Origin of the sequence: Streptomyces sp. NPDC005805, assembly GCF_040630445.1 — a bacterium.
In the GTDB taxonomy this organism is placed as follows: Bacteria; Actinomycetota; Actinomycetes; order Streptomycetales; family Streptomycetaceae; genus Streptomyces.
In genome coordinates this window covers 73,443-96,826 of sequence record NZ_JBEXXN010000018.1, presented here as the reverse complement: position 1 = coordinate 96,826, position 23,384 = coordinate 73,443, and the positions used below count along the sequence as shown (strand labels likewise).

Here is a 23,384-nt window from a genome sequence, read left to right as displayed (position 1 = left end):
TCGAGGCGGGATAGGACGGCGATAACGGGGAGTTGGGGCCGGGCAGCAGAATCGCTCACCGAACGTGAAAGGAGGCGCGACAGTTGAACAGCCATGACGACGTACGCGACACCGCGACGGCCGGCCCGTGGGGCCCGGTCGACCTGGTCACCGCAGCGGGCATCGACCATGTCCGCCTGGTCTACGACTACCTCGACGCCGGTGACCTGGACTCGTGCGCGTCCCTGCTGCACGACCGCGTGGTGTTCGAACTGCCGGGCATGGACCCGGTCCAGGGCCGCACCGCGGTCCTTCAGGCCCACCGCCGCCACGCCGACCCGACGGCCCGCCACGAGATCGACCGGGTCATCGCCCAGGACCGCAGCGTGGTCGCGGCCGGGCGGCGGGTCCTCCCGGACGCGGCGCCCGGCCGCGAGCAGCGCTTCGTCGACTTCTTCAGCATCGCGGACGACGGGATGGTGCGGGGCTGCACGCGCTACTACCACCTGGCGCCGGGGGACGCGGGGCCCTGACCGCCCCGGTGGTGGCCCCGGGGCCGGCACGCGGCCGGGTCGGCCCGGCGGGCGACTCGGGTCGGCGGGGCGGGCGACTCGGGTCGGCGGGGCGGACGGGCCCGGTCGGCGGGCGGGGTCCGGCTCCTCCCGGGCGTGCGGGCGGGGCGGGCCGGGTGTCCGAGGTGGCGGATAGCCTGCGGTGATGACCGAGACGACGACGGACCACGACCGCGCCTTTCCCCCCGCCCTGGCCGAGGTGGCCGTGACGGAGTTCGACTACGCCGACGGCGACGGGATCGACTTCGAACCCTATGACGCCTTCGACTCCGCCGAGGAGACCACCGACTGGCTGCGGAGCTGGACCGGGAACCCGGAGGCCGACGGCGGGGCCTACCGGGTCTTCGGGCAGGACGGGACCGGCGGGCTGGCCGCGCTGTGGTGCGTGCGGCCCGGGCGGGCGCCGGCCGAGCAGCCGGTGGTGTTCTTCGGCTCGGAGGGCGCGCGGGGAGTCGTCGTGGGGAACCTGTCCGACTTCCTGTGGGTGCTCGCGGACGGCATCGGCCCGATGGAGGCGGTCGAGTACGACGCACACGAGAGCCGCCCCGACCCGGCGCTGACCGCGCTCGCCGAGCGGCACGCCACGACCCCGCGCCGGTCCGCCCGGGAGATCCTCGCGGCCGCGCGGGCCGAGTTCCCGGCGTGCGCGCAGGACATCGACGCCCTCTGCCGCTGACGCGGACGAGCCGGTCTCCACCGTGACGCCGCAGGGTGGCGGATCCGGACACGCGCACGCGGCTGTGCGATCGTTGCGGCTCCGGAGGGAGCGCAGCACGGCCCCCGGTCGTTGGACCTTCGACCGGGGCGTTCCGCAGACGCGCATCGCGACGCCCGTGCGACAAGGAGGACGGATTGAGCGCCGCCGAAGCAAGACGGCAGCAGGTGGACGAGGCGGGTGTCCTCAACGCGAAGAGGACGCTGGTCCAGCTCCTCGGCCGGGCCGGGTTCCCGGCCGGCGAGGCGGAGGAGCTGATCGGGCTGGTGGAGGCGGGCGCCCTCGCCCTCGCGCACAAGGAGATCCGCGACGTCCCGCGGAGCGCCCCCGGCGACAAGGGGGAGCTCTACGCGTCCGGTTGGCTCGACGGCGCGCTCGCCGTCACCGGCGAACTCGACGAGCTCGCCGAGCGCGCCCTGACCCGGGCCCTCGGCACGGACGCCTCGGGCGCGGGCTCGGACGTGCGCCGCCCGGTCGGAAAGATGGAGCTGGAGCGGGCGAAGGTCGCGGTCATGTCGCTGTACCTGTCCTTCACCGGTGTCTCCGACCTGGATCCGGAGGAGTCCGACCGGGTGCTCACCGCCGTCCTCGCCACCATGCCCCCGAGGGAGCGGGCCGGGTACGCGGGGCGGCTGACGGAGTTCAACGCCTCCCACCGCGCGCACCTGGAACAGTTGTACGCGCGGTACGGGCCCGGCAGCCGCATCGCGATCCACGGGCGGTACTCCCTGCTGCACTCCCCCACCAGCATGGCCGTGCTGGAGCGCCTCTCGGCCGCCCCGTCGGCCCTGCGGGAGGAATGGGACGCGGCGGAGCTGCCGCCGGTGTGGCTGGAGGGGCTGACGACGGCCTGGAGCGCGCCGGTCTGAGCCGCCGTCACACGTCGCCCGAGCGTCCGGGCCGACGCACGGGTGCGGGTCCGGGTGCGCGGACCGTGCGAAACTCACCGGGTGATCATCGAACGTGCGTACGCCCATCCGCCGGCCGGCCGTGAGGACGAGTGGCCCTGGTCCCTCGCCTGCGTCCGCAGCCTGGCCGGGCGGGGGCTGCGCTTCACCGCGCCGGTGACCTTCGTCGTCGGCGAGAACGGCTCGGGCAAGTCCACCCTGCTGGAGGCGCTCGCCGAGGGCTTCGGCCTGGACCCGTACGGCGGCTCCCACGAGTGGCGTTACGCCAGCCACCGCGAGAAGTCCGTGCTGGGCGAGCACATCCGGTTCGACGCCGCGCCCGGCGGCCGCCGCATGCTGACGAACTGGTCCAGCCGGACGGGATTCTTCCTGCGCGCCGAGACGGCGGTGGACGCGCTCGACCGCGAGGGCCTGCGCCCGCACGCGGTGAGCCACGGCGAGGGCTTCCTCGGCGCCTTCCGGGACAAGTTCCTGCGCCGGGGGCTCTATGTGCTGGACGAGCCGGAGGCGGCCCTGTCGTTCACATCCTGCCTGGAACTCCTCGGACATCTGCGGCGGCTGGCGGACGACGGCGCGCAGATCGTGTGCGCCACGCACTCCCCGCTGCTCACGGCCCTCCCCGGCGCGGACATCCTCGAAGTCGACGCCACGGGTGTGCACCGCGCCTCCTGGCAGGACCTCGCACTGGTCGACCACTGGCGCCGCTATCTGTCCGATCCGCACGCGTATCTGCGCCACGTCCTGGACTGACCACCCGGCGGCGGCGTCGGCGAGGTGCCGTGAACCCCGTGCGTCACACCCGTCACCCCGCTTTCGGGCACCGGCGTTTCGGCCAACCGCCGTCGCTCCACCGGCGGCCCCGGCCGCGGGGACCGGGAGCCGGGGCCTTGCCGCACAAGGGATCGAACGCGTCCGGAATCGAGCGCGTTCGATTCGCTCGTCGTCTCGTTGAGCCGTGCACCGCCGAGCCACCCAGGCCCTGGGTGCGGTGAACGAGCCGAGGAGCGACGCAGGTGACCGTGACCGACACCCCCACCACCGGAACCGACACCCCTCCCCCACCATCCCCCGCGACCATCGCCTTCCAGGGCGAGCACGGCAAGAACCCGCTGGCAGAAGCCGGTTTCGGGGCCATGGGCCGACGGCTTCCCGGCGTGCTGGGCCACACCGCCCGCATGGCCTGGTCCGTCGACCGGCGCGCCGTCCTGCTGCTGCTCTTCTGCCAGGTTCTCACCGGCGCCGCGGCCGCCGGGGTCCTCGCCTTCACCGCGCGGGCCATGACGCGACTCCTGGGTGCGGGCACCGTGTCCGAACGGCTGCACGCAGCCCTGCCCGCCCTGGCCGTGGTGGCGATCGCCGCTGCCGCCGCCCGGACCGGCACCGCGCTGGCCGCCTACGCGGACGGCCGGATCACGCCCCTGCTGACCACCGAGGCGGACATCGCGCTCGTCACCGCCGTGTGCCGGGTGGAGGCGTCCGCGTACGGCGAGGACGGCTTCGCCGACCGGCAGGAGGCCGCGGAGGTGGGCGTCACCCGGACCCGGACGATGGTGCAGGACGCGGAGCGGTTCACGGCCGCCCTGGTACGCATGCTCGCGGCGTGCGGGGTGATCACGGCGCTGCACGGGCTGATGCTGCCGCTGCTCCTGCTGGCCGTCGTCCCGGCCGGCGCCGGAGCCGTGCTCTCGGCGCGCGTCGACTACGAGACCCACTACCTGAACATCGGCGACCGGAACGTGCGCTCGATGATGCGCTGGTGGGCCACGTACTCCCGGCACGGCGACGAGGTGCGCGCCAACGGCATGACCGGCTACCTCGCCCACTGGTACCGCAGCCTGTCCGAGCGCATCGACCGGCGGGTCCTGGACGCGGCGCCCCGCACCCTGCGCATCTCGCTGACGACCGGTGCCCTCGGCGGCGTATTCCTGTTGGGGACCTGGGCGGCCCTGGCCTGGCTGGCGGCGACGGGACGGATCGCGCTGCCGGTCGCGGCCACCGCCGTGGTCGCCGTGCAGACGACGCTCGCCGCCCTCTCGCGGTTCGTCGTGCACGGCGCCGCGCTGTTCCACACCTCGCTCTACCTCGCCGACATGCGCTCCTTCCTCGAACTCGCCGCCCGGCGCGCCCCCGACCGGGGCCCGCTGACGATCCCCGAGCGGGTGGACGAGATCAGGCTCGACGACGTCGTGTACCGGTACCCGGGCAAGGCGGAGCCGGCCGTCGACGGCGTCTCGCTGACCCTGCGGCGGGGCGAGATCCTGGCCGTGGTCGGGGAGAACGGTTCGGGCAAGTCCACCCTGACCCGGCTCCTCACCGGCATCCTGCTCGCCGGTGAGGGGAGTGTCCGGTGGGACGCGACGGACCTCGCCCACGCCGACCCGGACGCCGTGTGGCGGCGGACCTCCCTGGTGCCGCAGAACTTCGCCTGCTGGCCCCTGCGGGCACGCGAGAACATCACCCTCGGCCAGCCGAGGACGTACGACGACGGGCCGGTGTGGGAGGCGGTCGACGCGGTCGGGATGCGTGAGGCCGTCGAACAGCTCCCGCAGCGGCTCGACACCCTGCTGGCACGGGAGCTGTGGGGCGGGGCCGAGCTGTCCGGCGGCCAGTGGCAGCGCCTGGTCCGGCCGCGCCCTGTACCGGCGCACCCCGCTGCTGATCCTGGACGAGCCCACCTCGCAGATGGACCCCCGGGGCGAGCACGCCGTGTTCGAGGAGATCAAGGCGATCGCGGCGGACCGGATCACGGTCGTGGTCACGCACCGGCTGGAGAACACCCGGATCGCCGACCGCATCGTGGTGATGGAGCACGGCCGGATCACCGAACAGGGCACCTACGACGACCTCGTGGACGCCGGTGGGACCTTAGCCGACCTGCTGCGGCTGTCGCAGGAGCGCTGAGGGAACCGCCGACGGTCGGCGGGACGGGTGGTTCAGGTGGCGGGACGCCGCCGGGACCACCCGGGCCCGGGCGCCGGGTCGTGCCCCGGGGCCGCGCCCGGTCGCGCCGTATGCTCGGCGCCCATGGGAGACCACGCGCCGCAGGACGACAGCCCCTGGCATCAGGGACGCAACCCGGACCGCCGGCGGATCGGGGCGCTCGGGTGGGCGCTGCTGGTCGCGGTCCTCCTCGTGCTGTTCCTCTTTGCGCCCCGCTGACCGCGCGCTCCGTACGCCCGCACCGCCCCGCCCCGGTACCGCCGGCGGGCTTGTTGTCGCCACGCGAGTGATACGTATAACCTTCCCCGAACCGCATCGCGCACCCCGTACATCCGCACACCCGTACCCCGTACGCCGCACCACCGAGGAAGACACCCCCCATGACCGCCACCACCCTCGCGCCCGCCCTCGGCGCCGACACCGTCCGCCGGCTCCCCAAGGCCGTCCTCCACGACCACCTCGACGGCGGTCTGCGCCCCGTGACCCTGGTCGAGCTCGCCGCCGCCGTGGGCCACACCCTGCCCACCACCGACCCGCAGGCGCTCGCCGACTGGTACGTGGAGGCCGCGAACTCCGGCGACCTGGTGCGCTATATCGCCACCTTCGAGCACACCCTCGCGGTGATGCAGCACCGCGAGGGGCTGCTGCGCACCGCCGAGGAGTACGTGCTCGACCTGGCCGAGGACGGCGTCGTCTACGGCGAGGTGCGCTACGCGCCCGAGCTGATGGTGAACGGCGGCCTCACCCTCCCCCAGGTCGTCGAGACCGTGCAGGAGGGTCTGGCGGTGGGCATGGCCAAGGCCGCGGCGGCCGGCACCCCGGTCCGGGTCGGCACCCTGCTGTGCGGGATGCGCATGTTCGACCGCACCCGTGAGATCGCCGATCTCACGGTGGCGTTCCGGGACGCGGGCGTCGTCGGCTTCGACATCGCGGGCGCCGAGGACGGCTTCCCGCCCGCCGACCACCTCGACGCCTTCCGTCATCTGCGGTCCCAGAACGTGCCGTTCACCATCCACGCCGGTGAGGCCCACGGGCTCCCCAGCATCGAGCAGGCCCTCCAGGAGTGCGGCGCCCAGCGCATCGGCCACGGCGTCCGGATCACCGACGACATCACCGGCGGGCGGCCCGGCCGGCTCGCCGCGTGGATACGCGACCGCCGGATCACGCTGGAGATGTGCCCCACCTCCAACCTCCAGACCGGTGCGGCGACCTCGATCGCCGAGCACCCGATCACCGAACTGCGCCGCCTCGGCTTCCGCGTCACCGTCAACACCGACAACCGGCTGGTGTCGGGGACGACGATGACCCGCGAGATGTCCCTCCTCGTCACGGAGGCCGGCTGGGGGCTCGACGACCTGCGGGATGTGACGGTCGACGCGCTGAAGAGCGCGTTCATCCCGTTCGAGGAGCGCAACGCGCTGATCGACGAGGTGGTCCTGCCGGGGTACGCGGCCGCCACCGCCCTGGTCTGACCACCGCGCCCGCGACGAATGGGCCGCGCGGTCCGGGCCGTCCACGCCGTCGCCGTCCGGGGAACGAAAATCCGGGCGCGGCGGCTGCGTTCCGCGACCCGCGAAGGATGGGCGGCCCGGTCCGGGGCAGACGGCGGTCACCGAGGCCCACGAAAGGACCAGTCGCCATGCTGCTCGCCCACCCCGCCGTCCTGCGCAAGCTCCTCGACGAGTACGAGACCCTGCGCGTGCTGAACGGAGCCGAGGGCACCACCGAGGTGCGCACCCGCATGGAGGACCTGGCGTACACGCTCTGCGTCTCCACCGGGACCCGGGACGTGGACGCGGCCCTGATCGCGGCCCGCTACCAGCTGCCCGGGGCGCGCCCGCTGGACGACTCGCTGCTGCTGGACGACCCGGTGGAGCCGGCGCCCGCGGTGGAGCGGGCGGGCTGAGACCCGGCCGCCGCCTCCCCGGACCCGTCGGCGGCCGCACCCATGAGGCCCGGTGGCCGGAACAAGACGTTCCGGCCACCGGGCCTCATGCGCGTCCGGGCCGCGGAGCCGCCCCGCCGTCATGCCCGTCAGGTCCGTCAGGTCCGTCAGGCAGTCGCGCAGGACGGGCAGAGCCCCCGGTAGACCACCTCCGCGCCGGAGACCGCGAACCCGAAGCGCTCCCCGGGCGGCAGGTCGGCCAGCGGGTCGCCGGTCGGGTGCACATCGCGGATGGCGCCGCAGCCCGAGCAGACCAGGTGCTGGTGCGGGCGATGGGCGTTGGGGTCGTAGCGCTTGGCGCGGCCGTCCGTGGAGACCTCCACCACCTCGCCCAGGGCGACCAGTTCGCCCAGGGTGTTGTAGACGGTCGCCCGGGAGATCTCCGGCAGGCGCTCCGCGGCGCGGGCGTGCACCTCGTCGGCCGTCAGGTGCACATGGTCGCCGTCGAGGACCTCCGCGACGACGCGCCGCTGGGAGGTCACACGCCAGCCACGCCCGCGCAGTCGTCGCAGCAGGTCGCTCATATCGGATTCACCTGTTCGGGGTCGGCGGGAGGTCCGCGGGTTCACCGGGCATCTGTCCGGATCACGATGGCGTACGGATCCCGAGGGGATATGGATTCGGCGAGCTTCTTGACCTGGACTCTGTCCATCGTAGGATCGGTTCCGGCGACCGCCAAGGGAGCACGCCAAGGAAGTCGGGACGCTCGGGCACGACCGGGGACGGGGCATTCGTTCTCCGGTCGAGGGACCGGTGCCGGCCCGTCTCGGCCGCTCCACCGTCCGCACTACCTGGGCGCCCACCATCGGCCCAGTCCGGAAGGATTCCCCATGTCCGAGAACCCCGACGCAATCGTCACCGACCCGAAGACGGAGAAGACGGAGGGGACCGGCGGCTGCCCCGTCGCCCACGGGCGTGCCCCGCACCCGACGCAGGGCGGCGGAAACCGCCAGTGGTGGTCGGATCGGCTGAACCTGAAGATCCTCGCGAAGAACCCCGCCGTGGCGAACCCGCTCGGCGAGGACTTCGACTACGCCGAGGCGTTCCGGGGCCTCGACCTGCCGGCCGTGAAGCGGGACATCGCGGAGGTGCTGACCACCTCGCAGGACTGGTGGCCGGCCGACTTCGGCCACTACGGCCCGTTCATCATCCGGATGGCCTGGCACAGCGCGGGCACCTACCGCATCAGCGACGGCCGCGGCGGCGCCGGGGCCGGCCAGCAGCGCTTCGCGCCGCTGAACAGCTGGCCGGACAACGGCAACCTGGACAAGGCCCGCCGTCTGCTGTGGCCGGTCAAGAAGAAGTACGGCCAGGCGCTCTCCTGGGCCGACCTGATGATCCTCGCGGGCAATGTGGCCCTGGAGTCGATGGGCTTCGAGACCTTCGGCTTCGCCGGTGGCCGCGAGGACGTGTGGGAGGCCGAGGAGGACGTGTACTGGGGCCCGGAGACCACCTGGCTCGGCGACGAGCGCTACACCGGCGACCGCGAGCTGGAGAACCCGCTCGGCGCCGTCCAGATGGGCCTCATCTACGTCAACCCGGAGGGCCCCAACGGCAACCCGGACCCGATCGCGGCGGCCCGCGACATCCGGGAGACCTTCCGTCGGATGGCGATGAACGACGAGGAGACGGTGGCCCTGATCGCGGGCGGCCACACCTTCGGCAAGACGCACGGCGCGGGCCCGGCGGACGCGGTCGGCCCGGACCCGGAGGCCGCCCCGATCGAGGAGCAGGGCTTCGGCTGGCGCAACAGCCACGGCACCGGCAAGGGCGGCGACACCATCACCAGCGGTCTGGAGGGAATCTGGACCAACACCCCGACCGCCTGGGACAACACCTTCTTCGACATCCTCTTCGGCTACGAGTGGGAGCTGTTCAAGAGCCCGGCCGGCGCCCACCAGTGGCGGCCGAAGGACGGCGCGGGCGCGGGCACCGTCCCGGACGCCCACGACCCGTCGAAGACGCACGCCCCGACCATGCTCACCACGGACCTGTCGCTGCGCTTCGACCCGGCGTACGAGCAGATCTCGCGGCGCTTCCACGAGAACCCGGCCGAGTTCGCGGACGCCTTCGCCCGCGCCTGGTTCAAGCTGACCCACCGCGACATGGGCCCGGTCGTGCGCTACCTCGGCCCGGAGGTCCCGCAGGAGACCCTGCTGTGGCAGGACCCGCTGCCCCAGGCCGGCCACGAGCTGATCGACGCGGCGGACGCGGCGGCGCTGAAGGCCGAGGTCCTCGCCTCGGACCTGACGGTCGCCCAGCTGGTGTCCACGGCGTGGGCGTCCGCCTCCTCCTTCCGGGGCAGCGACAAGCGCGGTGGCGCCAACGGCGCCCGTATCCGCCTGCAGCCGCAGAGCGGTTGGGAGGTCAACGAGCCGGACCGGCTCGCGACCGTGCTGCGGACGCTGGAGGGCATCCAGGAGCGGTTCAACGCGGCACAGACCGGCGGCAAGCGGATCTCGCTGGCCGACCTGATCGTGCTCGCGGGTGCGGCGGGCGTGGAGCAGGCCGCCAAGGACGGCGGGGTCGAGGTCGAGGTCCCGTTCACGCCGGGCCGGGTCGACGCCTCGCAGGAGCAGACGGACGTGGAGTCCTTCGCCGCGCTGGAGCCGGCGGCCGACGGGTTCCGCAACTATCTCGGCAAGGGCAGCCGGCTGCCGGCCGAGTACCTGCTGATCGACCGGGCGAACCTGCTCACCCTGAGCGCCCCGGAGCTGACGGTCCTCGTCGGCGGTCTGCGGGTGCTGGGCGCCAACTTCCAGGAGTCGTCGCTGGGCGTCCTGACGAAGAAGCCGGGGACGCTGACCAACGACTTCTTCGTGAACCTGCTCGGCCTGGGGACCACCTGGGCGCCGGTCGCGGGCGACTCCAACCTGTTCGAGGCGCGCGACGAGGCCACTGGCGAGGTGACCTGGACGGGCACCCGGGTCGACCTGGTCTTCGGCTCGAACTCGGAGCTGCGGGCTCTCGCGGAGGTGTATGCGAGCGACGACGCCAAGAAGAAGTTCGTGCACGACTTCGTGGCGGCGTGGGGCAAGGTCATGGAGCTGGACCGCTTCGACCTGGTCTGACGCGGACCTGCTCTGACGAGTCCGGCAGTGTCCGGCGGCGCCTTCGGCCGGCCCTTCACGGGTCGGGCCGGGGGCGCCGCCGGCGTTCACGGGGCGGGGCGGCTCGGGCGCGAGGGGGGTGGGCGGCCCCGGGCCGGGCAGGCGCTTGTACAGGGCTCCCGTCGCTCGCCCCCCTTGCGGCGGGAGCCCGCCCGCGTCCTGGTGCCGGGGGATTCCGTCAGTCCCTACGGTCCGTGGCGGGGCGGGGCTCCGGGGCTCTCGCGGTCCGGGCGAGTTCGGCGGTGAACTGGGCGCCGGCGAGCAGGGCGAGGTTGGACAGCCACAGCCAGATCAGGAAGACCACGATCCCGGCGAGGGACCCGTAGAGCCTGCTGTAGGTGGACAGGACCGTGGTGTAGAGAGCGAACCCGGCGGAGACCGCCAGCCACAGGACCGAGGCGAGGACTCCCCCCGGCAGGCTGTACCGGCGGCGCCGGGCGGCCGGCGGCCCGGTGTGGAAGACGATCACCACCAGCACGGACACCAGGCAGAGGAGCAGGGGCCAGCGCAGCACGCTCCAGGCGACCGCCACCGTGGCGTCCAGCGACAGCATCCGGCCCGCGGCCTCCGCGATGGGGCCGCTGACCAGCAGGACCAGGGCGCTCACCACCAGCAGCCCGAGCAGCGCGAGCGCCGTGAGCACGATGCGCGGCGCGGTCCGCAGGGGCGAGCGCCGGTCCCGGGTGCGGTGCATCCGGTGCAGCGCCCGCCGGAAGACCGCCAGATAGCTGCACGCGGACCACACCGCGCTGGCGGCGCCCGCGATCATCACCGTCCAGGCCGCGGAGTCACCGCTGACCATCCGGACCAGGGCGTCGTGGAGTTCCCCGCCCGCCGCGCCGGGTGCCCAGGTGCTGATGTGGCTGATGAACGCCTCGGCGGTCCCGGGGCTGAAGAAGCCGAAGGCGACGACGGTGACCACCAGGGCGGGCAGCACGGCCAGGATGGCGTAGTAGGTGAGGGCGGCCGCGTAGTCCGAGATGTCGTCGTTCCACATGGACACCGGGGTGCGGCGCAGAGCCGGGTATGCCCTGCCCCTCAGCCGCAGGCGGGCCCGGGTGAACCGGCCGTCGTCGTGGGAGCCGGTGCCTGGGGAGCCGGGGGCTTCGGTGCCGAGACCGGAGCCGGTGCCGGTGGTGGGCGGGGGCCGGACGGCGGCGTCGGCGGCGTGCGGTTCAGCGGACATCGGCGGTTCCGGCGGTTCGGGGACGGGCAACTCCGGTACGCCCGACGCGGGTGGCCCCGGAGGCCCGGGCACCGAGGCGGACGCGTGTGCGCAGCGTATACGGGTCGACGGACGCGTCCGTCTCCGTGAGGAGGGCGGCGAGCGGCGCGACGACCTCCCCCGGCGGTGTGCCGGGTTCGAGAGCGATCCGCAGACGTACGTCGAGGCGCCGCCGTGCCCGGCGGCGGACCCGGGCACGGCAGCGGGCGACACCGTCGATCGCCACCGCGCGTCGGGAGAGTGAGGTCTCCAGGGCGCTCGTGTCCAGCACCGCGCCGGGCACGGGCAGCGGCAGGCGTCGGCCGGAGGGACGGAGGGAGACATCGGCCGTCCATAGGGCGAGGAGCAGACAGATGACGGCCGCCGCGCCGAGAGCGGCGCCGGTCCAGGGGGTTCGGGCTGCGGCCGTCCGGGCGCGGTCGGCAGCCTCGGCCGCGGTGCCGGCCTCGGGCCACCAGGACGGCAGATGCGGCGTAACACCGGCGTCGGTGCCCAGCAGCAGAAGCCCGGCGAGAAGCAGCACCGCCCCGGCACAGGCGACGACCCCACGGTTCAGCAGGAGTCGGGACTGATTCATGGGGTGCCTCCGCTGCTCCGGGGGTCGGGGGGCGGTGAGAGGTCCGGGTCCAGGACGGGAACTACGAGAGCTGGTGAGAGGTCGGAGGCCGGGTCCGGGACGGGAGCTGGCGACGGGTCAGGTGCCGTTGACGGTCCCGGGGCGGACGGGCTGCCGTCGGCGGGTGCGGCCGTCCCCGGGCCCGGCGCGGAGCCCGACTCCTCCGTGGCCGGTGCCGACCGCGCCGGGCCCGGCGTCACCGTGACGCGCACCCGGGGGACACGCCCCAAACCGGAGCCCGCGAGTGCCTGCGCGGCGGTGTCCGTGACCGCGCGGCGCGCGGAGTCGCGGTCGCCGAAGGCGAGGCGGGCCCGGACCGCCGCCCGGCGGCGACGCACGCGGACGGTCACCCCGTCCACGCCCGGCACGCCGGAGACGACGTCACCCACGCGGCGCGCCACCGCCGCCCGGTCCACGCTCACCGCGACCGAGCCCGGCGCGGGCGAGAGCGCGGACAGCCTCCCCCTGTGCCCGGGCGCGACGGCCGCCCACAGCAGGACGAGTCCGAGCACGACGAGCGCCCCGCCGAACACCGGGAGGAGCCGATCGCCAGGACCGTGGCCGGGCAGCACGTCCACCGCGTCCACCGCTGACGCGTACCAGCCCCCTGCCGACTCGCCCGGCCGCACCCCGGCGAGCGAGGCCGCCCACACGGCCCCTGCGGCGCAGACCATGGCGGCGAGGAGCGCCGACAGCGTCGCTGGGAGCCGCCGCGGGGAGAGGTCGCGCCGGGTGGGCCGGGCACCCCAATCTGCCGGTGCGACGGCGGCGGTCCCATCGTGGGCCCGGCCGGGTGGAGGGCTCGTCAGCGCACTGATCCCGACTCGGGCGACCGACACATCGAGCCCGGTCAACTCCCCTGTCCTCGCGCTCACATGGTCACGCAGCAGCCGTGCCGAGCGAGCCACCGGCGCCCCCGCGGGCAGGGCGATGCCGAGGGAGACTACGGCTTCCCGGCCCCGGACCGCCGCTGACACCGTGCCCACGGCCGCCGCCCGCCCGGGCAGCGCCTCCGCGGCCGCCGCCGAGGCGATCCGCCGCACCGCGCGCCCCGCGACCGTGGTGGCTCCCCGCCCGCCGGGGGCCGGGGCGGTCACCGGCGTCCCCGCTGATCGAGCGCGTCCCGCAGATCGTCGAGGCGACCACCGCCGTCGACCCACCGGCCGGCCGCCCAACCCACCGCGCCCAGGGCCGCGACCAGCAGGAACGCCCCGAAGCCTCCGAACCAGCCCGCGAACGCAAGCGCCATGCCCGCGAGCATCCCTGTCGTCGCATTGCTCACCGTGGCTGCTTCTCCTTCCGCGCCGTCTGGTCGGCGCTCCGTACCGCTCGTTCCCCGCTGCGCCCCGGGCAGACCCGCCCGCCCCGGGCGAGGGGCGGTCACTCGACGCGGGTGTCGCCCGGAACGGAGTCGTCCTCGTCGTCGGGCAGGTGTACGTCGTTGACGGTGACGTTGACCTCCACGACTTCCAGGCCGGTGATGCGCTCCACGGCGGCGATGACGTTCTCCCTGACATCACGGGCGACATCGGTGATCGGGACGCCGTACTGCACGACGAGGTCGAGGTCGATCGCGGTCTGGCGTTCGCCGACCTCAACCTTCACCCCGCGTCCGACGTTGGGCCGACCGCCGGGGACACGGTCGCGTACGGCGCCGAGGGTGCGGGACAGGCCACCGCCCATGTCATGGACGCCGGGGATCTCGCGGGCGGCCATACCGGCGATCTTCACAACCACGACATCGGCGATGGAGGTGCGGCCTCGGGTGGCGGCCGGCTCGTCGGCGCCCGGCGCGCCGCCGCTCAGGGCGGTGGTGGCCTGGTGACGGGGCTCGGTCCGGGGGGCGTTGACGTGCTTGGCGGCGGGGGCTGTCTGGGTGGTCATCCGGATGGGTCCTCTCTCTTCTGCGTGGACTGCCTGTACGGGGACAGACCCTGACCGAGGGGCTTTGTGACGCGGCGGCACGGATTTTCTTTCGGCGGGGTTCCACGCGTCACAGATCCCGACCCGGTGGTGTCCAAGCGATCGTGACCACAGGAGAGGAGTCGCCCAGTGCCGGGCGCCCGCACGGATGTGCCAACCGATCTGCCACCGCCGGACACCGACGACGCACTGCTCGCGGTGCGGGCTGCCGAAGGAGACGAGGAAGCTTTCGAATTGCTGGTCCGCCGGCATGCACCGCCGATGATCCGGCTGGCCACCCGGCTGCTCGGAGACCGGGGCGAGGCGGAGGACGCGGTGCAGGAGGCGTTCGTGGGCGCCTGGCGCCGACTGCCGGAGTTCCAGAGCCGGGCGTCCTTCGGGACGTGGATCTACCGTATTGTCACCAACCGCTGTCTGAATGTGCTGCGGTCCCGCAGACCCGCCGCACCGCTGGAGGCAGTGGGCGAGCCGGTGGCCCCCGAGCACGCGGTCTCGCCCGCGCGGATCGCCGAGGGGCGGGAGGCCGTGCGTGAGATGCGGAAGGCCCTCGACACGCTCACGGCCGAACAGCGCGCCTGCTGGGTGCTGCGGGAACTCGACGGCCGCTCCTATGAATTCATCGCGGAGGCGGTGGGGATCGGCCAGGACGCCGTCCGCGCCCGGGTGTTCCGCGCACGACGCACTCTGACCGCTGCATTGGGGGACTGGCGATGAGCTCTCGCAACGATCCGCCCGACCGCATGTCCCCGCCGGACATGCACTGGGCCGCGCCCGACCTCACCTCCCCGCCCGACACGCACCGGGGCGCGCCCGTGTACGAGGGCGAGGCGCCCGTGCACGAGGACGAGGCACGGCTCGACTGCGGGCGGCTGCTCGCGGACGTCTGGTACGCCGTCGAGCAGCGGGATCCGGACACCCACCGGAGCACCTGCCCGCACTGCACCGCGGCGGCGGAAGAGTTCACCCGGCTGGAAAGCGCCGCAGGCCGGCTGCGCGAGGAGACGGCGACGGTGCCCGACGCCGACGCCTCCTCGCTCACCGAGCGGGTCATGGACGTGGTGCGCCTGGAGCTGCGCCCCGGCCGGCCCGTCCCCCTCGGCGAACCCGACGAGGAGCTGTCAGTCGTGGAGGCTGCCGCCGCCCGGGTGCTGCGGGCGGCGGCCGAGACGGTGCCCGGGGTGCGTGCCGGATCCTGCCGGCTGGTGCCGGAAGGTGCGCGCGGCGGCCCCGGGGTCCTGGTCCGGCTCGATGTCCATGCCCCGACCCACGCGGTCCTGCCCGGGATCGCGGAAGAGGTCCGCTCCCGGGTCCTGGCGGCCGCGGACCGGAGGCTGGGTCTGACGGCCCCCGAGGTGGACGTGCGCATCACCGATCTCACCGACGCCCCGGGTCGCCCCGCCCATGGCCCGGGCGATCCCCTCGATGGCCCGGGTCCCAGTTGGGCCACGTATGAGGAGGGCCGCTCATGACAGCCAACGGCACGTCGGCGCACGAGGCTCTTGTGGCGGCGGCCGCGGAGGCGGCGCTGTCCGTTCCAGGGGTGGCGTTCCTGAGACCCGGGTTCGGGGGGCTGCTGAGGTCCGCACTGTCGGCGCGGTCGCGCGAGGCGGACCCGACGGCCGGGGTGCGGCTGGTGCGTGGCGACGGCTCCGGTCCCTGGCGGGTGGAGGTCCGGGTGGTGGCGCGCGCGGAGGCCCGCACGGTGGACGTGGCGCGGGCGGTCCGGGCGGCGGTGCGCGACCGGCTGAAGCCACTGCTGCCTGCGGCAGCGGGGCCCCCGAGGGTGGTGGTGACCGTGACCGGCCTGCTCTGAGGACCGAGTGGCTCGCGCCGCCTGCGACGCCCGGGCCGCCCACGACGACCGGCGACGTGCACCGCGGGCCGGGACGGGGGCGGCCCCCGGGTGAGCCGTGTCTCACCCGGGGCCACCGCCTTGCCTATGCAACTCGTTGCATAGGAGCATCGTGCGCATGGCGCTCGACCACGCGATCCTCGTCTCCCTGCTGGAGCGGCCCGGCTCCGGCTATGAGCTGGCCCGGCGTTTCGAGCGGTCCATCGGGTACTTCTGGACCGCCACGCACCAGCAGATCTACCGGGTCCTCAAGCGCATGGAGGCCGACGGCCTGCTCGATCTGCGCGAGGTGCCGCAGCAGGGGCGGCCGGACAAGAAGGAGTACTCCGTGGCCGAAGCCGGCCGCGCGGCGCTCTCCCGCTGGCTGCACGAGCCGATCGAGCCCGAGAGCCTGCGCCACGACCTCGCCGTCAAGATCCGTGGCGCGGCCTTCGACGACCCGGCCACGCTCATCGGCGAGGTGGAGCGCCACCACCACGTGCACAGTGACCGCCTCGCGCACTATCTCGCCGGTGAGCAGCGGGACTTCACCGGCCCGGACGCACCCGCGCCGGATCCCGGGCGCGAGCTCCAGCACGTCGTGCTGCGCGGCGGCATCGCGTACGAGCGCATGACCATCGCCTGGCTCGACGACGTCCTCGCCACCCTGCACCGCCTCGGCGCGGCGGCGGACCCGCCCGCCTGAACCCGGCCGCGCCCCGCCCGTCCCGACCCGACCCGGCGCGCCCGCGCGCCGCGCACCCCGGCTTTCTCCGCAGACCGTCAGAACCACAGACCTTCGAACCACAGACCCTCAGCCCCGATCCACGGAAGGCGGTCCTCCCAATGGCCGACCAACTCCTGTTCAACCCGCGCACCTATGACCCGGCGCACTTCGATCCGGAGACCCGCAGGCTGCTGCGGGCGACCGTCGACTGGTTCGAGGAGCGCGGCAAGCGGCGGCTGATCGAGGACTACCGCACCCGCGCCTGGCTGGGCGACTTCCTCGGCTTCGCCGCGAAGGAGGGCCTGTTCGCGGCCTTCCTCACGCCGGAGTCGGCGGGCGCCGGGGAGAACCGCCGCTGGGACACCGCCCGGATCGCCGCGCTCAACGAGATCCTCGGCTTCTACGGCCTGGACTACTGGTACGCGTGGCAGGTGACCATCCTGGGCCTCGGCCCGGTGTGGCAGAGCGAGAACCCGGCCGCCCGCGCCCGGGCCGCCGAACTCCTGGAGCAGGGTGAGGTGTTCGCCTTCGGCCTCTCCGAGCGGGCGCACGGCGCGGACATCTACTCCACGGACATGCTGCTGGAGCCGGACGGCGAGGGCGGTTTCCGGGCCACCGGCTCCAAGTACTACATCGGCAACGGCAACGCCGCGGGCCTGGTCTCCGTCTTCGGCCGGCGTACCGATGTCGAAGGACCGGACGGGTACGTCTTCTTCGCCGCGGACAGCCGCCACGAGGCGTACCACCTGGTGCAGAACGTGGTCGACTCCTCCAAGTACGTCAGCGAGTTCCGCCTCGACGGCTACCCGGTCGGGCCCGAGGATGTGCTGCACACCGGGCGGGCCGCCTTCGACGCGGCGCTGAACACCGTCAACGTCGGCAAGTTCAACCTGTGCACCGCGTCCATCGGCATCTGCGAGCACGCGATGTACGAGGCCGTCACCCACGCCCGCAACCGGGTCCTCTACGGGCGCCCGGTCACCGCGTTCCCGCACGTCCGCCGGGAGCTGGCCGACGCCTATGTGCGGCTGGTGGGGATGAAGCTGTTCAGCGACCGGGCGGTGGACTACTTCCGCTCGGCCGGTCCCGAGGACCGCCGCTATCTGCTGTTCAACCCGATGACCAAGATGAAGGTGACCACCGAGGGCGAGAAGGTCATCGACCTGATGTGGGACGTCATCGCGGCCAAGGGCTTCGAGAAGGACACCTACTTCGCCCAGGCCGCCGTCGAGATCCGCGGGCTGCCCAAGCTGGAGGGCACGGTCCATGTCAACCTCGCCCTGATCCTGAAGTTCATGCGCAACCATCTGCTGGACCCGGTCGACTACCCGGCCGTACCGACCCGGCTGGACGCGGCGGACGACGCCTTCCTGTTCCGCCAGGGCCCGGCGCGGGGTCTGGGCTCGGTGCGCTTCCACGACTGGCGTCCCGCCTTCGACGCCTACGCCGAGGTGCCCAATGTGGTCCGGTTCCGGGAACAGGCCGATGCGCTCTGCGAGTTCGTCGCCACGGTCGCCCCGGACGAGACGCAGAGCCGGGACCTGGACTTCCTGCTCTCGGTCGGCCAGCTCTTCGCACTGGTCGTCCACGGCCAGCTGATCCTGGAGCAGGCGCGGCTGACGGACCTGGAGGCGGATGTCCTCGACGAGCTGTTCTCCGTCCTGGTGCGGGACTTCTCCGCGCACGCGGTCGAGCTGCACGGCAAGGACTCGGCCACCGAGGCGCAGCAGAGCTGGGCGCTGGGCGCGGTCCGGCGGCCGGTGGTGGACGAGGCGCGCTCGGCGCGCGTCTGGGAGCGGGTCGAGGCGCTGTCGGGGGCGTACGAGATGGCTCCGTAGCCCGGCGGGCAGGACCGGTCGGCAGCTCCCGTGGGCAGGGCCGGTGGCGCACCTCGTGGACAGGGTGTGCGCCCACCGCGCGCTACCGGGCCTCCCCCGGGGCCGCCTCCTGCGGCGGGCCGCCCGGGTGGCCTGGAGGGCCCGGGTGGCAGGGCTGCGCGTCGTGGGCGAGCAGGGCGAGCTGGATGCGGTTGTCCAGGCCGAGTTTGGCGAGGGCTCCGGAGAGATGGGCCTTGACCGTGCCGGTGGAGAGGAACAGCCGTTCGCCGATCTCGGTGTTGGACAGCCCCTCGGCGACGGCGGCGGCGACCGCGCGCTCCCGTTCGCTGAGGGCCGCGAGCCGTTCCTGTGCCCGGGCGGTCCGGTCGTCGCCGGTGCCGGGGCTCGCGGCGGCGTGGTCCATCAGGGCGCGGGCGGCCGACGGGGAGAGCACGGGCTCGCCGCGTGCGGCGCGGTGGACCGCGCCGACGATGTCCTCGGGGTCGGTGTGCTTGAGGAGGTAGCCGGCCGCGCCGGCCCGCATGGCGTCCAGCACCGTGGTGTCGGAGTCGAAGGTGGTCAGGACGATCACCTGGGCGCCGCCGCCGTCCTCGGTGAGGCGGCGGGTGGCGGTGATGCCGTCGGTGCCGGGCATCCGGATGTCCATCAGGACGACGTCGGGGGCGAGGGCCCGTGCGGCCTCGGTCGCCTGCTCGCCGTCGGCGGCCTCGCCGACGACCTCGACGCCGTCCGCGCCGCGCAGCATCAGCCGCAGCCCTGCCCGCACCAGGGCGTCGTCGTCCACGAGCAGCACGCGGATCACCCGCACCTCCCACACGGCCTGGACCTGGTCACGGCCACGGTAGCCGGGCCCGGAGGGTGAAGACGCCGTCGGTGCTGCCGTGCTCCAGGACGCCGCCCTCCAGTTCCACTCGTTCGGCCAGTCCGGTCAGGCCCGCGCCGGCGCCGGGGATCTCGGTGGCGGTCACCCCGACCGGCAGGGGGTTGCCGACCTCGACGGTGAGTCCCCGGCCGGGCGAGCCGGAGAGCAGGACGGAGAGCCGGGCGCCGGGCGCGTGCTTGCGGGCGTTGGTCAGGCCCTCCTGGACGACCCGGTAGGCGGTGCGCTGGAGCCGGGGGCGCAGCGCCCCGGGGACGGCGCCGGGGGCGAACGCGGTACGCAGGTCGATCTGCTGGCCCGCGGCCCTGGCCTCGTCGGCGAGCTGTCCGACGTCCGCCAGGCGGGGCTGGGGCGGGGCGGTCCCGCCGGTGCCGTACCCGTCGGCGGGTGCGGCCGCGGGGGCGCCGGGGCCGGGGGCCGTACCGGGGGCGGTGGCCGGATCCGGGTGCTCGTCGGCGCGCAGCACGTGGAGGACCTGGCGCAGCTCGTCCAGCGCCTGGTGGGCGTTGTCCCGGATGACCTGGGCACTCTCCACGAGCTCGGCGTCGCTCAGCGCCGGTGCGCCTCCGCTCCCGGCGCGCCGGGAACGGTAGAGCAGGGCCCCGGCGTGCACGGAGAGCAGGGAGATGCGGTGGGCGAGGACGTCGTGCATCTCCCGGGCGATCGCCGCGCCTTCGGCCCGGCGGGTGTCCAGCAGCTTGCGGGCGTGCTCGGCGCGTTCGCGTTCGACGTCCTCACGGAGCCGCAGGACGAGCATCCGGCGGGCCCGCAGGGCGCAGCCCCAGGCGAAGAAGACCAGGTGGTAGGCGAGGACGAAGACCGCTGTGGCCCATCCGCCCTCGTGCGGGACCGAGTAGAGGAGGACGTACGGTGCGGTCGCGACGACGAAGAGAAGCAGCACGGGGACGGAGCGCCGCCAGGGAACCCGCAGGGCCAGGTTGAGGATGATCACCATGCCCGCACCGAACATGCTGTTGGCGAGGGCGGCGGGGACGACGGCGAGCAGGGCGGTGCCGAGCGGCCACCGGCGGCGCCACCACAGGGACAGGCAGGCGAGGGCGCCGAGCGGGGCGTCCGCGGCACGGACCCAGTCGGGAAGGTGGTGGTACTCGCTGGTCACCGCGAGCATCACGGCCCACCAGGCGACGGCCCAGAGGAAGAGGGCGGAGTCGACGAGCCAGTCCCGCAGGGTGCGGGGGTGCGGCCCGGGGGTGCCCGCCGCGAGCAGGTCCCCGGGGAGCAGTGTCTCGGGGACATCGGCGGAGGCGGGTCGGCTGGCCACGCCACGAGCATAGGACGACGGTCGGTCGGGCCGGATCGGCCAGGTGGCCAGTGCCTTCCGGCCACCTGGCCAATGGCAGCCGGGTCCCGCAGCGGGAACGATGACGGCATGCGCCCGGAATCCGCAGCCCACGCCCCTGAGCCCACCGGCTCGCCGTCCCCCGCCCCCGCCCCCGCCGCCCCCGCCGCCGCCGCCGACACGGTGTCCGGCCCCGCGGCCGGCGGGTCCGCGGCCGACGCGGCGCCCGCCTTCGAGCTCGTCGGGCTGACCAAGTCCTTCAACGGCCGCCCGGCCGCCGACGCCGTGACGCTCTCCGTGCCGCGCGGCCGCCTGCTGGGCCTGGTCGGGCCGAACGGGGCCGGGAAGACCACCTCTCTGTCGATGGCGGTCGGGCTCCTGCGCCCGGACGCGGGCACCGCGCGGGTGCTGGACGTCGACGTGTGGGAGCGGCCGGAGGAGGCCAAGCGGCTGCTGGGGGTGCTCCCGGACGGGCTGGCCCTGCCGGAGCGGCTGACCGGCGCGGAACTGCTCCTGTACTGGGGGCGGTTGCGCGAACTGGACGACGAGGTGGTGCGGGCCCGGACGGCGGAGCTGCTGCGGGTGCTGGAGCTGGAGGAGGCGGAGGCGTCGGGGACGCTGGTCGTCGAGTACTCCACCGGGATGCGCAAGAAGATCGGCCTGGCGACCGCCCTGCTGCACGCCCCGAAGGTGCTGGTCCTGGACGAGCCGTACGAGGCGGTGGACCCGGTGTCCGCGCGGGTGCTGACCACCATCCTGCGCCGGTTCACCGCGGCCGGCGGTTCGGTGGTGGTCTCCAGCCATGTGATGCCGCTGGTGGAGCGGTTGTGCGACCGGGTGGCGCTGATCGCGGACGGCCGGGTGCGGGCGGACGACACCCTCGCCGAGGTCAGCGGGGACGGCACGCTGGAGGACGCCTTCGTGCGCCTCGTCGGACGGCGGGACATGGGCGAGGAGGAGCTGTCGTGGCTGGGCTGAGCGCGCTCGCGGGGACGGGCCGGACGGCGCGCACCCTCGTCGGGCTGAAGTTCACGGTCCTGCGTCACTCCTCGCAGGGGGTGCGGCTGAGCCGGGTGGTGTTCTGGCCGCTGGCGGTGCTGGCGACCTGGGGTGCGGTGGTGTTCGCGGACGGCACGGCGGTGCGGCACGACGTGCTGCTGCTGGTGTTCGCCGTGTGGGGCGTGGGCTGGGCGATCGGGCCGGTGCTCGCGTCGGGGGCGGGGGTGCTGCGGCCGGCGTTCTTCTCGCTGCTGCCGGTGGGGCGGCGCCGGCTGGGGCTGGCCCTGCTGGCGGCGGCCTGCGTCGGCTACGGGCCGGCGGTGAGCGTGCTGGCGCTGTCCTCGCTGGCCGTGCACGCCGCGCTCCTCGACCCGGTGACCGTCGCGGTGGCGCTGGTCGCGGTGCCGCCGCTGCTGGTGCTGATGGTGGCCGTGTCCCGGATCGTGTACGCGCTGATGGGCGCGGCGATGGGGTCGCGGCTCGGGGTGGCGATGTCGGCGATCCAGTACGGGGCGCTGGTCGCGTCCCTGTTCATGGGGTGGCTGGCGGTCGCGGGCACCAGCCGCGGGGTGGCGGCGGTGATCGGGGACGGGCTGCCCGGCCGGACGGCGGAACGGGTCCTCGCGGCGTTCCCGACCTCCTGGCCGGTGCGCGCGGTGGAGGCGGCCGCGTCCGGCGGCTGGGGCGCGGCGGCCGGGTGGCTGCTGGCGCTGACGGCGGCGGCGCTGCTGGCCGCCGGGGTGTGCGCGCTGGTGCTGGCACCGCGTACGCCGGTACGGGCCTCGCGCCGGCGGCTGCGCCCGCTGGGGAGCCGGGTGCTGACGGGCCGGCGGCTGCTGCCGGACACCCCGGTGGGGGCGGTGACGGGCAAGGAGCTGCGGCAGTGGTGGCGCGACCCCTGGCGCTCGCTGGAGTTGCAGTGCGCGGTGTGGACGTCGGTCTTCATCGTCGGGATCGGCCGGCTGAGCGAGCAGCCGGAGATCTGGCCGTTCGCCGGGCTGGCGGTGACGCTGATGACCGCGCTGGCCGCGTGCAATCTGCTGGGGCAGGACGGTACGGCGGTGTGGCTGACGGTGGTGGGGGCCGGGCCGGGGACCGTGCGGCACGACATCCGGGGCCGTCAGCTGGCGCTGCTGCTGTTGTTCGGTCCGCCGTCGGTGGTGCTGACGGTGGTGTTCACGCTGCTGTCGGGCGAGTCATGGGCGTGGCCGCTGCTCGCGGCGCTGCTGCCGGCCCTGCTGGGCGCGGCGGTCGGGGTGGCGGTGCTGCTGTCGGTGGTCGCGGCGACGCCGGGGGTGGACCCCAAGTACCGGGTGGGGCCGAACGACGCGGGGGACGTCTCGTACCAGATCTGGATCGGGCTGTACGGGACGCTGCTGCCGGTGGTGCCGACCGCGGCGCTCGCCGTGCCGGCGGCGGTCAGCGGGTCGACCGGGCTCGCCTGGGCGGCGGTACCGGCCGGGGTGCTCAACGGGGCGCTGGTGGCCTGGCTGTTGGGGCGCATCGCGTACCGGCGCCTGGCCGCGCGGCTGCCGGAGACCTTTGTGCGGCTGCGGTACGGCAAGGCGGTGGCGGCCGAGCAGCAGCCGGCCGGGCGGGGCTTGCTGGACGTCATGGAGCGCGGGTCGGTGAAGGGCAACCAGGAGCGGAAGCCGGTCGGCACCTGACCGGCCGGAACGGGGCGCGCGCGCCGGGTCGGGAGGGTGCTTCGAGGGCAGGGCGCGCCCGGTCGGGAGGGGGCGCGGGCCCGGGGGTACGAGGGTCGAGCGGCCCGGGCGGGGCCTGCCCGGCCCTGGGCGGGTCGAGCGGGCGCGCCGGGTCGGGCGCGCCCGTATCCCGGGATGCGGCGGTCCACTGGGCGAGACGCCCGTTGACC

General features: G+C 74.3%; 23 protein-coding genes and 1 pseudogene. 16 read left to right on the top strand and 8 right to left on the bottom strand.

Features of this window, described 5'->3' with window-relative positions; genetic code table 11:
• The first annotated feature begins 83 nt into the window (after positions 1-83).
• The 8 genes and pseudogenes from ABZ457_RS13190 (at position 84) to ABZ457_RS13155 (ending at position 7,020) form a co-directional block, all read left to right on the top strand.
• A complete protein-coding gene (locus tag ABZ457_RS13190; RefSeq protein WP_359157144.1) occupies positions 84-512 on the top strand; it encodes a nuclear transport factor 2 family protein in 429 nt (142 codons plus the stop codon).
• A gap of 184 nt (positions 513-696) precedes the next feature.
• A complete protein-coding gene (locus tag ABZ457_RS13185) occupies positions 697-1,227 on the top strand; it encodes an SMI1/KNR4 family protein (RefSeq protein ID WP_359157142.1) in 531 nt (176 codons plus the stop codon).
• A 176-nt stretch (positions 1,228-1,403) separates the two neighbouring features.
• Positions 1,404-2,135, top strand: a complete 732-nt coding sequence (locus tag ABZ457_RS13180) for a hypothetical protein (protein ID WP_359157140.1) — start codon at positions 1,404-1,406, stop codon at positions 2,133-2,135.
• A gap of 81 nt (positions 2,136-2,216) precedes the next feature.
• Entirely contained in the window at positions 2,217-2,924 is a 708-nt protein-coding gene (locus ABZ457_RS13175) for an AAA family ATPase (protein ID WP_359157138.1), read from the top strand.
• A gap of 383 nt (positions 2,925-3,307) precedes the next feature.
• A pseudogene (locus ABZ457_RS13170) lies at positions 3,308-5,075 on the top strand (ATP-binding cassette domain-containing protein).
• A gap of 123 nt (positions 5,076-5,198) precedes the next feature.
• On the top strand, positions 5,199-5,333 hold the full coding sequence (locus ABZ457_RS13165) for a hypothetical protein (protein WP_359157136.1): 135 nt from the start codon (positions 5,199-5,201) through the stop codon (positions 5,331-5,333).
• 161 nt (positions 5,334-5,494) lie between these two features.
• Positions 5,495-6,586, top strand: a complete 1,092-nt coding sequence (locus ABZ457_RS13160; protein ID WP_359157134.1) for an adenosine deaminase — start codon at positions 5,495-5,497, stop codon at positions 6,584-6,586.
• 167 nt (positions 6,587-6,753) lie between these two features.
• Positions 6,754-7,020 carry a DUF5133 domain-containing protein gene (locus tag ABZ457_RS13155; RefSeq protein WP_359157132.1) on the top strand — a complete coding sequence of 89 codons (267 nt, stop codon included), beginning with the start codon at positions 6,754-6,756 and terminating at the stop codon, positions 7,018-7,020.
• 146 nt (positions 7,021-7,166) lie between these two features.
• Here ABZ457_RS13155 and ABZ457_RS13150 read toward each other — a convergent pair whose 3' ends face one another.
• Complete coding sequence (locus ABZ457_RS13150) at positions 7,167-7,583, bottom strand: transcriptional repressor (protein ID WP_359157130.1); 417 nt, start codon at positions 7,581-7,583, stop codon at positions 7,167-7,169.
• A 306-nt stretch (positions 7,584-7,889) separates the two neighbouring features.
• Here ABZ457_RS13150 and katG point away from each other — a divergent pair, with 306 nt between their 5' ends.
• Positions 7,890-10,130, top strand: a complete 2,241-nt coding sequence (katG, locus tag ABZ457_RS13145; RefSeq protein WP_359157127.1) for a catalase/peroxidase HPI — start codon at positions 7,890-7,892, stop codon at positions 10,128-10,130.
• Between the two features lie 217 nt (positions 10,131-10,347).
• On the opposite strand, the gene ABZ457_RS13140 is transcribed toward katG, so the two are convergent.
• From ABZ457_RS13140 to ABZ457_RS13120, 5 genes are all read right to left on the bottom strand, one after another.
• Positions 10,348-11,166 (bottom strand): YihY/virulence factor BrkB family protein, encoded by an 819-nt coding sequence (locus tag ABZ457_RS13140; RefSeq protein ID WP_359157165.1) that lies wholly within the window; start codon positions 11,164-11,166, stop codon positions 10,348-10,350.
• 178 nt (positions 11,167-11,344) lie between these two features.
• A complete protein-coding gene (locus tag ABZ457_RS13135; protein ID WP_359157124.1) occupies positions 11,345-11,971 on the bottom strand; it encodes a hypothetical protein in 627 nt (208 codons plus the stop codon).
• On the bottom strand, positions 11,968-13,107 hold the full coding sequence (locus tag ABZ457_RS13130) for a DUF6286 domain-containing protein (protein WP_359157122.1): 1,140 nt from the start codon (positions 13,105-13,107) through the stop codon (positions 11,968-11,970). Before ABZ457_RS13130 ends, ABZ457_RS13135 begins: the two co-directional genes overlap by 4 nt.
• A complete protein-coding gene (locus ABZ457_RS13125; RefSeq protein ID WP_359157169.1) occupies positions 13,104-13,292 on the bottom strand; it encodes a hypothetical protein in 189 nt (62 codons plus the stop codon). The genes ABZ457_RS13130 and ABZ457_RS13125 overlap by 4 nt, the downstream gene beginning before the upstream one ends.
• Before the next feature lie 98 nt (positions 13,293-13,390).
• Positions 13,391-13,894: an Asp23/Gls24 family envelope stress response protein gene (locus tag ABZ457_RS13120; RefSeq protein ID WP_359157120.1), complete on the bottom strand. Its 504-nt coding sequence runs from the start codon at positions 13,892-13,894 to the stop codon at positions 13,391-13,393.
• A gap of 189 nt (positions 13,895-14,083) precedes the next feature.
• On the opposite strand from ABZ457_RS13120, the gene ABZ457_RS13115 reads away from it, so the two are divergent.
• The 5 genes from ABZ457_RS13115 to ABZ457_RS13095 all read left to right on the top strand — a co-directional run bounded on the left by ABZ457_RS13115 (position 14,084) and on the right by ABZ457_RS13095 (position 18,329).
• The gene (locus ABZ457_RS13115) at positions 14,084-14,647 is read left to right on the top strand and encodes a sigma-70 family RNA polymerase sigma factor (RefSeq protein ID WP_359157118.1); all 564 of its coding nucleotides are present in this window, start codon (positions 14,084-14,086) and stop codon (positions 14,645-14,647) included.
• Complete coding sequence (locus tag ABZ457_RS13110; RefSeq protein ID WP_359157116.1) at positions 14,644-15,402, top strand: Asp23/Gls24 family envelope stress response protein; 759 nt, start codon at positions 14,644-14,646, stop codon at positions 15,400-15,402. The genes ABZ457_RS13115 and ABZ457_RS13110 overlap by 4 nt, the downstream gene beginning before the upstream one ends.
• Complete coding sequence (locus tag ABZ457_RS13105) at positions 15,399-15,746, top strand: hypothetical protein (RefSeq protein ID WP_359157114.1); 348 nt, start codon at positions 15,399-15,401, stop codon at positions 15,744-15,746. Before ABZ457_RS13110 ends, ABZ457_RS13105 begins: the two co-directional genes overlap by 4 nt.
• 157 nt (positions 15,747-15,903) lie before the next feature.
• On the top strand, positions 15,904-16,470 hold the full coding sequence (locus ABZ457_RS13100; protein WP_359157112.1) for a PadR family transcriptional regulator: 567 nt from the start codon (positions 15,904-15,906) through the stop codon (positions 16,468-16,470).
• A gap of 140 nt (positions 16,471-16,610) precedes the next feature.
• Positions 16,611-18,329, top strand: a complete 1,719-nt coding sequence (locus ABZ457_RS13095) for an acyl-CoA dehydrogenase family protein (protein ID WP_359157110.1) — start codon at positions 16,611-16,613, stop codon at positions 18,327-18,329.
• Positions 18,330-18,411: 82 nt separating this feature from the next.
• On the opposite strand, the gene ABZ457_RS13090 is transcribed toward ABZ457_RS13095, so the two are convergent.
• Both ABZ457_RS13090 and ABZ457_RS13085 read right to left on the bottom strand, forming a co-directional pair.
• Positions 18,412-19,131, bottom strand: coding sequence for a response regulator transcription factor (locus ABZ457_RS13090; protein ID WP_359157108.1), 720 nt, complete (start codon positions 19,129-19,131; stop codon positions 18,412-18,414).
• Between the two features lie 28 nt (positions 19,132-19,159).
• Positions 19,160-20,491 carry a histidine kinase gene (locus ABZ457_RS13085; protein ID WP_359157106.1) on the bottom strand — a complete coding sequence of 444 codons (1,332 nt, stop codon included), beginning with the start codon at positions 20,489-20,491 and terminating at the stop codon, positions 19,160-19,162.
• A 108-nt stretch (positions 20,492-20,599) separates the two neighbouring features.
• Between ABZ457_RS13085 and ABZ457_RS13080 the strand changes: the two genes are divergently transcribed.
• Both ABZ457_RS13080 and ABZ457_RS13075 read left to right on the top strand, forming a co-directional pair.
• Complete coding sequence (locus tag ABZ457_RS13080) at positions 20,600-21,487, top strand: ATP-binding cassette domain-containing protein (RefSeq protein WP_359157104.1); 888 nt, start codon at positions 20,600-20,602, stop codon at positions 21,485-21,487.
• Positions 21,475-23,175, top strand: coding sequence for a hypothetical protein (locus ABZ457_RS13075; RefSeq protein WP_359157102.1), 1,701 nt, complete (start codon positions 21,475-21,477; stop codon positions 23,173-23,175). Before ABZ457_RS13080 ends, ABZ457_RS13075 begins: the two co-directional genes overlap by 13 nt.
• Positions 23,176-23,384 lie beyond the last annotated feature (209 nt).

What these genes read in the sequence shown, in the direction of transcription:
- katG (WP_359157127.1), top strand. Translation starts at nt 7,890, where the DNA reads ATGTCCGAGAACCCCGACGCAATCGTCACCGACCCGAAGACGGAGAAG.
- ABZ457_RS13105 (WP_359157114.1), top strand. Translation starts at nt 15,399, where the DNA reads ATGACAGCCAACGGCACGTCGGCGCACGAGGCTCTTGTGGCGGCGGCC.
- ABZ457_RS13165 (WP_359157136.1), top strand. Translation starts at nt 5,199, where the DNA reads ATGGGAGACCACGCGCCGCAGGACGACAGCCCCTGGCATCAGGGACGC.
- ABZ457_RS13110 (WP_359157116.1), top strand. Translation starts at nt 14,644, where the DNA reads ATGAGCTCTCGCAACGATCCGCCCGACCGCATGTCCCCGCCGGACATG.
- ABZ457_RS13095 (WP_359157110.1), top strand. Translation starts at nt 16,611, where the DNA reads ATGGCCGACCAACTCCTGTTCAACCCGCGCACCTATGACCCGGCGCAC.
- ABZ457_RS13120 (WP_359157120.1), bottom strand. Translation starts at nt 13,894, where the DNA reads ATGACCACCCAGACAGCCCCCGCCGCCAAGCACGTCAACGCCCCCCGG.
- ABZ457_RS13080 (WP_359157104.1), top strand. Translation starts at nt 20,600, where the DNA reads ATGCGCCCGGAATCCGCAGCCCACGCCCCTGAGCCCACCGGCTCGCCG.
- ABZ457_RS13185 (WP_359157142.1), top strand. Translation starts at nt 697, where the DNA reads ATGACCGAGACGACGACGGACCACGACCGCGCCTTTCCCCCCGCCCTG.
- ABZ457_RS13160 (WP_359157134.1), top strand. Translation starts at nt 5,495, where the DNA reads ATGACCGCCACCACCCTCGCGCCCGCCCTCGGCGCCGACACCGTCCGC.
- ABZ457_RS13140 (WP_359157165.1), bottom strand. Translation starts at nt 11,166, where the DNA reads ATGTGGAACGACGACATCTCGGACTACGCGGCCGCCCTCACCTACTAC.
- ABZ457_RS13155 (WP_359157132.1), top strand. Translation starts at nt 6,754, where the DNA reads ATGCTGCTCGCCCACCCCGCCGTCCTGCGCAAGCTCCTCGACGAGTAC.
- ABZ457_RS13135 (WP_359157124.1), bottom strand. Translation starts at nt 11,971, where the DNA reads ATGAATCAGTCCCGACTCCTGCTGAACCGTGGGGTCGTCGCCTGTGCC.
- ABZ457_RS13150 (WP_359157130.1), bottom strand. Translation starts at nt 7,583, where the DNA reads ATGAGCGACCTGCTGCGACGACTGCGCGGGCGTGGCTGGCGTGTGACC.
- ABZ457_RS13100 (WP_359157112.1), top strand. Translation starts at nt 15,904, where the DNA reads ATGGCGCTCGACCACGCGATCCTCGTCTCCCTGCTGGAGCGGCCCGGC.